An 11,757-nucleotide genomic window follows, 5' to 3' on the forward strand; every position below is an offset into this window, starting at 1 on the left:
TTACTAACAAATTCTTTGAACGAAAATTATTGTATCCATCCACGCTGTGTTAATTTTTCAACACTTGAAGATTTCACACATGCAGGTTCTCCTGAAATTTTGAAAACTAGTTCCATTGATTCTTTACATTGGATTTCTGTTGGTGCTACTCCTTGTTTGATCTGTTTGTGAGGTGCCAAATTCATTATATCTTCTTGCTCTGGTTCCGTGTCTTCTGATTTCATTGATAATTCTTCAGTTAACTCAACAGTTTTTTCTTCAGCAGGTGCTTTGTTTTTTTCACCAGTAGTCATTGAAAATGTCTCTTCTAATTCTACTGTTTTATCTTCTGAAAAAGCAAGAGGCATACTAAACAGAATCATAATTGAAAATAATGAAATTCCAAGTTTTCTCATTATTCTAAAAAAATCTCTCTAGTTTAAAAAGATGTTTTGATCTATAATTTAGATTATTTTGTAAATTCTAAATGAAAATGTCTGTTTTCTTCTCTACAATTTGTTGTTTCAAACTGTCTGGAACATCTGGAATTGTGGATTTTGTTTGTCCTGCAATAACACTGTGTGCTTCTTCTAAGATTGCAAGAGTATCTGCATTGGTTTCTGTTCCTACATTGAATGAGTCTTCTAATCCTACTGAAGATCCTGACATAACGTCTCCAAGAATTTGTGAAAGATCTTGCATTGATGCGTTAGCCTCAGGCATAATTCCACTTAATGATGGACTTAGTCCTTTGATAATTGACATACATGGACTAAGTGTTACCACTACATCTCCTAATTCTGATACTGTATCTAATCTGAGTTTGATTTGCTCCATGGATAATTTTGCTCCACTGACCATGTTTTTCATTTTTCTTACTTGGGCTAATTCCCCTGCATAGGCTTGAGCATAACCATTTTTGTTATTTTTTTGAGCATTTACTATTTTTTCAAAAATTGTATCATGTTTTTTCTGTAATTTTTCATTAATTCCTTCTAGTTTTGATATCTGAAATTGTAATTTTTTCTGTGCAAAATCTATCTTGTTTTTTAGAGGCTCATCCGGCTTTACTTTGCCCATTACTTTTTGAGAAATGCTTTCCCCACCTGCATTTGTCCAAGAATTGCTTAACATCCCTAAATTTCCTCATTCTGGCTCCAAATTTTTCTTTTAAAGAAATTTGTAACCACAACTAGTGTCACTGGAGTGACAGATAACCGTGGTTACATTATCCAAAGGTATATGTGAATATCTGAAAGCCTTTTCCTACGACATTGATTTCCAACTCATGAGTTGAACTTTCATCACTGCTAATGATATTGTATAGGTTTGGTTCAGACACTGAAAGCATACTTGATGATGATAAGTCAGAACCCAAATATTTTGGAGGTATGGGTTTTCCGTCAAGTAAAATTTCCAATTCAGCATCTCCCTCAGTAACGATGTTTACCTCTTTTGCATTATACAATAGTTTGATTGAACCTGTCTCTGAAACTAGTTCCATACTGTCATCATAATTCTTCCATTGTCCTACTGGGTAGAAATTATGCAAATTAATTTTATCAGGTTCTGAATATGTCACAATTTGCCCTGGTTGAAATCCTTCTTCACTTCCTAATTGATTTCTATTTTGTGCAAACTTGTAACCAAAATACAATTCTGGAGTTCTAAACAATGAATGCTCAAACTCTTCAATATCTACTAATGATGCAGCAGATGCAAATTGAATTCCCATTGCTTCAGATCTTTCTTTTAGCAACTGCTGAATAATTTTTTCAGTTTCTTGATATGCTCCTTCTCCAATATGATCATATCTGATATATCCTTCATGATCTGCAATGTATTTTCTTGGCCAGTATCTGTTTTCAAATGCCTTCCAAGTTTCCATATCATTATCCATTACAACAGGATAATTGATTCCATGTTTGTCAATTGACATTTGTACATTGTCTGGATTTTTTTCAAATTCAAATTCAGGTGAATGAATTCCAACAATTAACAATCCCTGATCTGAATATTTATCATCCCATGCAGTAATGTATGGTAAAGTTCTGATGCAGTTAATGCAACTGTATGTCCATATATCATATAGTACAACTTTACCTTCAACCTCTTTTTCTAATTGTTCAGGTGTAGTATTGAGATAATGTGCAATTCCCACCAAATCTGGTGCCATTTTGAACCTAGATTTGTCAATTTTACTGATAGTTTCACCAATGGTACTGGTCTGAACCTCTTCATCAAAGGTTGAAAAAACAATACTCATGATTCCAACCGCAGTTGTAATTGCAATTCCTAAAATCAACGCAGTCTTAAATTCACTTTTCATTTTATCACCCTAACAACAATAATTCATTGAGAAGTGGAAAGTTTGCAATATATGCCAACTGATTTGTAAATACCAAACCTCCTAAGACAATTATGAATCCTCCTAAAATTATGTTATAGTATTTTAGATGTTTACTCATTGAACGAATTAGTCTATTTGCTCTTGAATAAAATATTCCCATTAGAATAAATGGAATTCCTAATCCTAAAGAATAAACCAATAACAAATTAAATGCAACAGATGGTGTAGTGGCTGCTAAAGTTAGAATAGTTCCAAGTATTGGGCCTACACATGGTGTCCACCCTGCTGCAAAAGCTAATCCAAAAACAAATGACATTGGATAACTGGCTTTAGATCTTTTTGGAAAGAATTTTTTCTCCATATTTAATTTACTAATCTTTGTTGAAAGAAGCAAAAATGTTCCAAATCCAATTATGATGATTCCTCCTACTTGATTGAATCCTTCAATAAATTCTCCAGAAGAAGTTGATAGAACACTGTTAATGATCACTCCAAATGTTGAGAATACTATTGAAAATCCTAACACAAAAAATATTGAGTTTAGAATTATGTTAGAACGATTAATTGCTACTGTTTTTGAACCATCATTTTGATTTAGTTCTGAAAGAGTGGTCCCTGAAATATATGCCAAAAACGCTGGAATCATAGGAAGTATGCATGGAGCAGCAAATGATCCAAGCCCTGCAAGTGCAGCAATACCTAATGTGATTTCAGCCATGTATCAAAATCGTAATTTTTGCTTTAAAGCCTTCTTCCATATCTTTCCCCAATCATTATACAATCGATTTTTAATGGGGTTCTGGGTACTCTAATTGTGAACAAGCGTTTTCTAATTGTAGGCATAGTTTTGGGAATTGTAGTCACAATTGCTGTAGTTATAGGCTCTCCTGCTATAGGTGGCTTTGATGCTATGCGATAATCACATGAATTTTGTGTAAGCTTTATCAAAAATATCTAGTGTATCATTGATGTGTTTTTCAGTTAGCCATGCAGTGACAGAGACTCTTAGTCTTGCTTGATTTTTTGCTACAGTTGGATATCTAATTGGTTGAGCAAATAACCCCTTTTCAAACAAATATTTTCCAAAATCCATCGCTGTTTTTTCTTTTCCAATAATTATTGGAATTATGTGTGATGGTGATTTGATTTCAAATCCTATACTCCTAAGTCCTTTTGATAATTTGTTTGTATTTATTTCTAGTTTTTTTCTTTGTTTTTCTCTATTTGATGTAATGCGCTTCAGAGAATGTTCTACAAGAAATGATGGAAGTGCTGATGTATAGATAAATGATTTTGATTTATTGATACATAAATCAATAATGTTATTTTTTGCTGCAATGTATCCTCCGAATGATCCTAATCCTTTACTTAAACTGCTAATATACAAATCAACTTTCTTTGAAACATTAAAGTGACTTGGAGTACCTTTACCGTCTTTTCCTACAACAAAATCACCGTGAGCATCATCAACAATTGTAATCGCATTGTGTTTTTCTGAAAGATTTGTAATTTGTTTAAGTGATGAAAAGTCTCCATCCATACTAAAAATTCCTTCAGTTACAATAAACTTGGTTTTTGCTTTTTGTTTTAGTTTCTTTTCTAAATCTAAAATGTCGTTATGTTTGTAAATTACAATCTTTGCATCCGATAGTTTACATGCTTCAATTATACTTGCATGGTTTAATTCATCACTGAAAACAATGTCTCCTTTTTTTGCAATAGTTGAGATTGCTCCAAGATTTGCCATATAGCCTGTTGGATAAATCAGACTGTTTTGTTGAGACTTGTGTTTTGCAAGAATTTTTTCTAATTTTTTGTAGGATTCATCATTTCCTGATACTAGTCTTGAACTTGATTGTAGTTGTTTGTTTGAAATTTTTGTTGATGGAATTCCTAGATAGTCATTTGAAGACAAATTTAGTAGTTTTTTACCTTTGATAGTAATCTGTGCCCCTAGAGCCTTACCATACCTCAGGGTTCGATATAGATTATTTTTTCTAATTTGCTCTAATTCTGAATCAATAAAATCCAGTTTATGCTTTGAGGCCAATTTTTTCTATCATTTGACGGTCTTTTCCAGCCTCATTTCCGCCCATGGTGAGATATCCTTCAGTAATGATTCCGTTTGCGCCGCTTTGTAGAAGTTCTTCTCCTGCATCATTTAGTTTTGATTCTCTGCCTCCTGAAATTTTGATTACTGATTCTGGAAGTAAGAATCGTACCACAGAAAATATTCTAACAATTTCGGAATTTGGCAGATCGGTCTGAAGCTCTAATGGAGTTCCTGGCATTGCAACCAATATGTTAATTGTAACTTCTTCAGGATATAATCTTCCAAGCTCTAATGCTAACTCTAATCTTTGCTCTCTTGTTTCTCCTAATCCTATAATTCCACCAGTACATAATTCTAATCCTGCATCTCTTGCTATTCCTAACGTTTCTAATCTGTCTTCGTATGTGTGGGTTGTACAAATTTCAGAGAATTTTGATTTTGCAGTTTCTAAATTATGATTGTATCTTTTTACTTTGAGTTCTTTGAGTTTTTTTGCTTGTTCTGGAGTTAGAAATCCTAAACTACATTCAACACTAATTCCTACTTTATTGTTAATCTCTGAAATAATCTTACAAACTTTCTCAAAATCTTTTGGTGATGGTTCTCTCCAAGCTGCTACCAAACAATATGATTCAGCACCCTCTTCTTTGGCTTTTCTTGCTTTTTCTACAACTTCTTCAGGTTGAGGTAATTGGTATGTTTCAATACCTGTGTCAAAAAATGCTGATTGCCCACAAAATGTACAGTCTTCACTACATGCATTTTTCTTAATGTTGTTTAGTTGTTCTACATCGACTTTTTTCCCGTTAAAATCTTGTGTAATTTCATTAGCACAAATTGCCAAATCCTTGAGATTCTCTTCAGGAATGTTTAGAAGTTTTTCTGCTTCTATGGCATTAATGCCAATTCCAGAAAATACCTTTTCTTGACATTCTTTGATAAACTCTAAACTCATTGATTTAGTTCAAAATATTCCATTAATAAAATAATTGGAAAGGTTAACCTGCTAGGTATAGGGGGGTTAACAGTTAGATTACTTGATTTTTTGCAGATTTGATGGTTTGAATTGCCCTTTGAATTAATGAGTCTAGTTCTTTTTCTGCTATGGCTAATGGGGGCACAAGCATGACTATATTGCCTAGAGTTCTCAAATAGATGCCATTTTTCTTACCTTCTTCAAAGAAAATCTTGTTAATTGATTTTTCTGGTGAAATTGGAGTCTTTTGTTTTTGATCCTGTACTAATTCTATTCCCATAAGCATTCCTTTGTGACGAATGTCTCCCACATAATCAATTTTTGAAATCTCGTCATAGTATTTTTCAAACACTTTGGATGTTTTTTGGATCTTTTTTATCAGATTATTCTTCTTGTACATTTTCAAATTTTCATTTGCAACTGCAGCAGCAAGTGGATTTCCTGTAAACGTATGTCCATGGAAAAGATGTCTCCACTCATTAAACTCTCCCAAAAATGAATCATAGATTTTTTTATTTGCTAGAGTTGTTGCCATGGTCAGATATCCTCCTGTTAACATCTTACCATATGCAACAATATCTGGAGTAGATTTTTGCTCATCATATTGTAACATAGAACCTAATCTTCCAAAACCTGTTGCAATTTCATCTAAAACAAATAGCACGCCATATTTTTTACATAACTGAGAAATTTTCCTTTGAAATCCTTTAGGATAAATTATTACACCTCCAGCTACTTGTGCACCACTCTCCATAACAAACGCTGCAATATCTTCTTTCTTTCTAAATCGTTTTTCAATTTTATCTAAACAGTAATTTTGATAATCTGCAATTGTCATTTTTTTTGGGAATCTGTAATTATTTGGAACTGGAAATTGTATTGTTGAAAATAATTGTTTTTTAAATTTACCAAAAAACTCTGGTACATATCCAACTGACATTGCACCAAATGTATCTCCATGATATCCATTTTCAATTGTTGCAATCTTTATTTTTTTCTTTTCACCAATGTTTTTCCAATATTGTAATGATAGTTTGATTGCAATTTCCATTGCAGAAGAACCATTGTCTGAAAAAAATACTTTGTACATTCCAGGTGAAATTTTGATAAGTGATTTTGCTAGTTGCTCAACAGGCTCATTTGTAAGATTAAACATGGATGTGTGTTGTGATATTTTGCTTTGATTTGTGATTGCTCTGACTAACTGAGGGTTTGAATGCCCCCATACATTACACCACATTGATGCAACTGCATCAATCATTTTGTTACCTTTTGAATCTGTTAACCAGACACCTTTTGCCTTTGAAATGTTGGTAAAATCAGACCATTCTTTCATCTGGGTGTTTGGATGCCATACGGAACTAGAATTTTTCAAGTATCTTGAATATTGACAATCTTCATAAAAATTCAACGATAAAGTTAATCAAGCATGATTCAAGAAAGATCTTGTTGAAATCCCTTTTTGTGGCAGGAACTGATACTGATGTAGGTAAAACGTATGTCACAGCAGGTCTTGCAGTTACTTTACGTAAATTAGGAATAGATGTTGGAGTGATGAAGCCATTTGCTGCAGGAATTGCACAGAAAAAAGGTTACAAATCTGAAGATGTTGAGATTATTGCAAAAGCTTCTCAAACAGATGATCCTGAAAACCTTGTAAATCCACAATTTTTCCCAATTCCTGCTTCACCATACACTGCTTGGAAAAATCTAAAGATAAAACCAAAGATTAGCACCGTTATCTCTGCATACAAGAAACTCTCAAAATCACATTCTATGCTTTTAGTTGAAGGAATGGGAGGCATCATGACTCCAATTCTCAAAGATTACTATGTGACTGATTTAATCAAAGACATGAAAATTCCTTCTGTTATAGTTACAAGAACTAAAGTTGGAACTGTTAACCATACTATGATGACTGTAGAGATGTGCAAAAAATACAAAATTCCAGTCAAAGGAATCATCATAAATGATTTTGATTCAGATGGTTACAAAGTAAAGGAACTTACACGTGACCTCAAAAATCTAACAAACGTACCTATTTTAGGTTCAATTCCATTTATCAAAGACATGAGTGATTCTTCTTTGTATAGAATCTTCAAGAAAAATCTTAACATGAACTTAATTTTAAAGTGATAATATGACATTCAAAGAATATCTTTTCAAAAACTTGTGGATTCAAGTTGTTATTTCATTAATTGTTGGTCTTGGTGTTGGATTAATTCTTGGTGATGATGTTGGTGTTGGTCTGGATGATGAAACACTAGATACGATGTCTGATTATCTCAAAATACCTGCCAACATATTTTTGAGTGTTATTTTGATGATAATTGTTCCATTAATTTTTGCATCAATTGTAGTTGCCATTACTAATTTGGGAGTACAAAAAAAGATGAAGACTCTGGGATTGGGAATTGGTGTATATTTTGTAATTACTACCACTATTGCAATTTTGATTGCAATTACTCTTGCTTCAATTATTGCCCCTGGAAGTATTTTGGATCTTACAGCACTTCAAGAAACACACGACTTGTCTGATGCAGATTTGAAAGTGACTGAAGGATTTTCCCTAGATGATATTCCAGATACAATATCAAATGTTATTCCAAGAAATCCAATTGTTTCATATCTTGAAGGACAGATGTTTAGCATTTTGATTATGGCAGTTATTGTTGGTCTATCTATGGCTGCACTTCCAAGAGATTCTGTAAAACCTTTGTTGGATTTACTAGAATCTATCCAGAAAGTTACGTTATACATCCTGCTTATGGCCATGAAGATTGTCCCCTTTGCAGTTTTTGGTTTGATTGTCGGCATGGTTGCCAAAGTAGGAGTAGAAACTATGGCTGGTCTAGGAGTTTACATGGCAACAGTAATTCTTGGCCTTGGAGCTATGTTGCTAGTTTACACAATGATAATCAAGATTGTCGCCAAAAGGCCAATTTCCGCTACATTTTCAAAATTCCGTAATCCACAAACTTTGGCATTCTCTACTGCAAGCTCAATGGCAACAATGCCAATGACACTGAAAACTGCAGAAGAAGATCTTAAACTTGACAAACGTGTTTCAAAATTTGTAATTCCTCTTGGAACTACGGTTAACATGGATGGAACTGCTCTGTATCAAGTTATTGCTGTTTTCTTTTTAGCACAACTCTTTGCAATCGAACTAAGTGTTTTGTCCATACTTGTAATCATTGTTACTTCTCTTTTAGCTTCCATTGGAACTCCTGCAGTACCCGGGGCTGGCACAATTGTATTGTCTACTATTCTCATTACCGTTGGAATTCCACCAGTTGGAATTTTGTTATTGCTTTCAGTAGATAGAATATTGGATATGATTAGGACTATGGTAAATGTTACAGGTGATCTTACTGCGAGCTGTGCGTTTGATAAAATAACACGAGATAAGGAATAGTGTTACCAAAAAATAAACTATTGACTATATTCGTAAAATTTTGAATTTGTTTGCTCCTCCAACGTTACTGAATTGAGCAATCTCAAAAATTATTTTTGAAAAAGTATTGTTTTGTTTTTCAAGCACAAATGATCTTCTATTAGTCTCGATATTTTCTGATAATACTAGCCAAATGTTTTCTTTCTCTGGTTGAATTTTCTCTAAATCTTCTAGTTTTTTGTTAATTATTCTTTGATCAGATGATTTTGGTATACAAATGATCAGAGATTTTTTTTCATCTTTTTCTAATGTTTTGATTCCTGGAATTACTATGTCGATTTCTTGTCCTTGATATTCTACTTTTCTTTGACTGGAAATCAATGAATTTGTTAGTAAATAATGTAATAATCCTGTAGCAAGAACCCCTACTACTTCATCTTTTTCCCCCATTGTGATAATTTTATCATAACAGTTGTCAATAACCTCATTAATTATAACATCAAATTTTTTCTCAGAGATTAACTGTGGAATGGTTTTTGAATTGTTTATGTACTCAAATAGATAATCCTTGATTGGATTTACCTCTTCATCCATTATTCGTTAAAGACGTAGCGTCTTTCGCCTCTAGATTCTCTGTCTGTTTTGACATGTACTAGAGCAAATTCTTTTGTTGTTTGTAACATTGATTCATTTGGTGATAGTTTATTTTCATGTAATTTTTCATATTCCTCCCAAGTGAGTTTTCTTCTTTCTCCAATCTCTGCCTCTAGATTCATGTTCTTTACAATTTCTTTGTATTCTGGTTGGATAACTCCGCTGAATACCATTGCACTACTACCACTACCATATGATCCAAATCCTACTCTTTTTCCTTCCAAATCAATTCCTTTTTGGAATTCATATTCTAAACTACTTCTGAATCCCAAGTAAAGTGATGCAGTGTAGAGATTCCCAATCATACTTGATGCAATAAGTGAACTTGCTAATTTTGCTTCGTATACTTCTTGATATTCTGGAGTCTTAGTAAACAATTTTGTAAATTCATGATCTTTTGCCATAAACTCTTCATCTCCTAGAACTGACTCTATTGTTCCACGAGGATCTTTTGGTACTGGTTCTTCAGTTCCTATTTCTTGCAATACTCTCTTCCATCTTGGAAGTTGTCTCCACTCATGTCTAACTAAATATGCTAATGCTTTCTTTCCCATGTTACTGTATGGTAAGTGCATGTTGATGTAATCCATATGATCAAGAATTGTTTCACCTGATTCTATCTTGATTAATCCAGTCGAAATCACTTTTTTCTTGTATGCCTCTAATGCTTTTCTAACTTGAATCATGTAAAGCAAATTAGAATACTGACCATGTACAATTGGTGTTTCTTTTCCAAATGGTCTGTAAAAATCATATTCGTCTTTAATTGATGTGGATGTTACTTTAGGATCAAATGCTAATAATCTAGGGTCGTCATTTAGAAGCATTACAACTGCCCCTGCACCTTGAGTCATTTCACCACTTGAACCCATATCATATTTTGCAATATCTGATACTACCACAAGAGCATACTTTCCTTCTGCTTCTCCTGCCCTAATCCAATTTGTGTTATCATATAATGCATAAGAACCACTAACACAGGCAAATTTTGTTTCAACTCCACCACAGTGCTCAAATGCACCTTGTCCGTAAACTTGCTCTAACATTCCAATCACATATGAGTTCATAGCCTTTGATTCGTCAAATGATGATTCTGTTGATACGTATAATCTTCCAATATCTTCTGGTGATAGTTTGTTTTTTTGCATAATTTTCAAACATGCATTTGCTGCAAGAATTGCTGGGTCTTGATTTGCATCAACAATTGCCATTTGAGAAACTCCAAGACCTTTTTGTAATTTTACTGGGTCTAATCCTCTAGCTGCTGCAAAATCTGCGGCATCAATGTATAGTCTTGGGATGTATATTGCAATATCATCAATTCCAGCTGCCATAAGCTTGCCTCCGAGATTTTACTAATAAGGCTTGTGTGTCAATTTCTATCAAATATAGGGGGAATTTTTATGATTTTTTTGTACTATTTTCGGTAATTGATCGCTAATTTTTTGATTTTTCTAGCTCAATTTCAAAAGTTTCTACAAATACCTCATATGGCTGTGCTCCAAATAATCTAGTAATATTACCATCAGGCCCAATAACAAAAAATGCAGGCGTACCTCCTAATTCTAAACTTCTAGCATCTTCATTACTGGCAAGAATAGTTTGAGAATGAGTTCCTTTTGTCATGCATTCAGACCATTGTTCAATGTCTAATCCTATTTCTTGAGCAAATCTAAGTTGGTTGTCTGATGATGCCCATCCATTATTTTCTCCTGTCCAATTGTTATACAAAATGTCATGATATTCCCAAAATAGTCCTTGATCACTGGCACAGTGGGCTCCGTGAGATGATGTTACTGAATCAGGACCGATAATATTGTAATCTTTGAAGATCATTCTAACTTTACCTGTATCCACATAATTTCTAATGATGGATTCTTCTGTGGAATGAAAGAAAACATTACAAAAATGACATTGATAATCTCCAAATTCTACTAGAGTAACAGGAGCATCAGTTTTACCGAGAATTGGTGAGCCGTTATCCAAAAACGTCATCATGGTAATTTTTGGTGGTCCAGATTCTTGAATTGTGGGAGCACCTTCAATTTTTAATTCTGGTTCATTTGAAAAATTATCAAATCCTAAAAATACGGCAACCAATACAACTGCTGAAATCCCAGCACCGATAACTATTGATGGACCATGAATCAATGATTTTCAGGTTGTTTTCAGACATTTAGTCTTTTGTAGTATAATTTGAGAAATTTTATATTTTAACTCTGCTCTTTTTCTTTCTTCTTCTGCTCTTTCTTCTCTTGTTGTTCTTTCTTCTTCTGCTCTTTTTCTTTCTTCTTCTGCTCTTTCTTCTCTTGTTGTTCTTTCTTCTTCTGCTCTTTTTCTTTCTTCTT

13 protein-coding genes are annotated in these 11,757 nt (G+C 33.4%); 2 read left to right on the plus strand and 11 right to left on the minus strand.

Translation table 11 applies throughout. The annotated features are described in order from the left end of the window. Positions 1 to 26 precede the first annotated feature (26 nt). The 7 genes from Q0941_RS06825 to bioA all read right to left on the minus strand — a co-directional run bounded on the left by Q0941_RS06825 (position 27) and on the right by bioA (position 6,733). The gene (locus Q0941_RS06825) at positions 27 to 395 is read right to left on the minus strand and encodes a hypothetical protein (protein WP_299292356.1); all 369 of its coding nucleotides are present in this window, start codon (positions 393 to 395) and stop codon (positions 27 to 29) included. Between the two features lie 67 nt (positions 396 to 462). After that, positions 463 to 1,113 carry a Snf7 family protein gene (locus Q0941_RS06830; RefSeq protein ID WP_299292358.1) on the minus strand — a complete coding sequence of 217 codons (651 nt, stop codon included), beginning with the start codon at positions 1,111 to 1,113 and terminating at the stop codon, positions 463 to 465. Between the two features lie 94 nt (positions 1,114 to 1,207). After that, positions 1,208 to 2,308, minus strand: a complete 1,101-nt coding sequence (locus Q0941_RS06835; RefSeq protein ID WP_299292360.1) for a redoxin family protein — start codon at positions 2,306 to 2,308, stop codon at positions 1,208 to 1,210. A gap of 4 nt (positions 2,309 to 2,312) precedes the next feature. After that, complete coding sequence (locus Q0941_RS06840) at positions 2,313 to 3,047, minus strand: cytochrome c biogenesis CcdA family protein (protein WP_299292361.1); 735 nt, start codon at positions 3,045 to 3,047, stop codon at positions 2,313 to 2,315. Positions 3,048 to 3,248: 201 nt separating this feature from the next. Further along, on the minus strand, positions 3,249 to 4,379 hold the full coding sequence (locus tag Q0941_RS06845; RefSeq protein WP_299292363.1) for a pyridoxal phosphate-dependent aminotransferase family protein: 1,131 nt from the start codon (positions 4,377 to 4,379) through the stop codon (positions 3,249 to 3,251). Next, the gene (gene bioB / locus Q0941_RS06850) at positions 4,363 to 5,337 is read right to left on the minus strand and encodes a biotin synthase BioB (protein WP_299292365.1); all 975 of its coding nucleotides are present in this window, start codon (positions 5,335 to 5,337) and stop codon (positions 4,363 to 4,365) included. The genes Q0941_RS06845 and bioB overlap by 17 nt, the downstream gene beginning before the upstream one ends. A gap of 73 nt (positions 5,338 to 5,410) precedes the next feature. Continuing rightward, on the minus strand, positions 5,411 to 6,733 hold the full coding sequence (gene bioA / locus Q0941_RS06855; RefSeq protein WP_299292367.1) for an adenosylmethionine--8-amino-7-oxononanoate transaminase: 1,323 nt from the start codon (positions 6,731 to 6,733) through the stop codon (positions 5,411 to 5,413). Between the two features lie 74 nt (positions 6,734 to 6,807). On the opposite strand from bioA, the gene bioD reads away from it, so the two are divergent. Then, the gene (bioD, locus tag Q0941_RS06860) at positions 6,808 to 7,494 is read left to right on the plus strand and encodes a dethiobiotin synthase (RefSeq protein ID WP_299292368.1); all 687 of its coding nucleotides are present in this window, start codon (positions 6,808 to 6,810) and stop codon (positions 7,492 to 7,494) included. Positions 7,495 to 7,498: 4 nt separating this feature from the next. After that, positions 7,499 to 8,776, plus strand: coding sequence for a dicarboxylate/amino acid:cation symporter (locus tag Q0941_RS06865; protein WP_299292370.1), 1,278 nt, complete (start codon positions 7,499 to 7,501; stop codon positions 8,774 to 8,776). A 24-nt stretch (positions 8,777 to 8,800) separates the two neighbouring features. Here the strand turns inward: Q0941_RS06865 and Q0941_RS06870 are convergent, their stop codons facing one another. The 4 genes from Q0941_RS06870 to Q0941_RS06885 form a co-directional block, all read right to left on the minus strand. Beyond that, positions 8,801 to 9,349 carry a hypothetical protein gene (locus Q0941_RS06870; protein ID WP_299292371.1) on the minus strand — a complete coding sequence of 183 codons (549 nt, stop codon included), beginning with the start codon at positions 9,347 to 9,349 and terminating at the stop codon, positions 8,801 to 8,803. Then, positions 9,349 to 10,743, minus strand: coding sequence for a hydroxymethylglutaryl-CoA synthase (locus tag Q0941_RS06875; protein WP_299292373.1), 1,395 nt, complete (start codon positions 10,741 to 10,743; stop codon positions 9,349 to 9,351). The genes Q0941_RS06870 and Q0941_RS06875 overlap by 1 nt, the downstream gene beginning before the upstream one ends. Before the next feature lie 103 nt (positions 10,744 to 10,846). Then, positions 10,847 to 11,560 carry a thioredoxin domain-containing protein gene (locus Q0941_RS06880; RefSeq protein ID WP_299292375.1) on the minus strand — a complete coding sequence of 238 codons (714 nt, stop codon included), beginning with the start codon at positions 11,558 to 11,560 and terminating at the stop codon, positions 10,847 to 10,849. 6 nt (positions 11,561 to 11,566) lie between these two features. Further along, on the minus strand, positions 11,567 to 11,757 hold a 191-nt coding region (locus Q0941_RS06885), incomplete at its 5' end, for a hypothetical protein (protein WP_299292377.1).

The organism is Candidatus Nitrosopumilus sp. (assembly GCF_028278985.1).
In the GTDB taxonomy this organism is placed as follows: domain Archaea; phylum Thermoproteota; class Nitrososphaeria; order Nitrososphaerales; family Nitrosopumilaceae; genus Nitrosopumilus.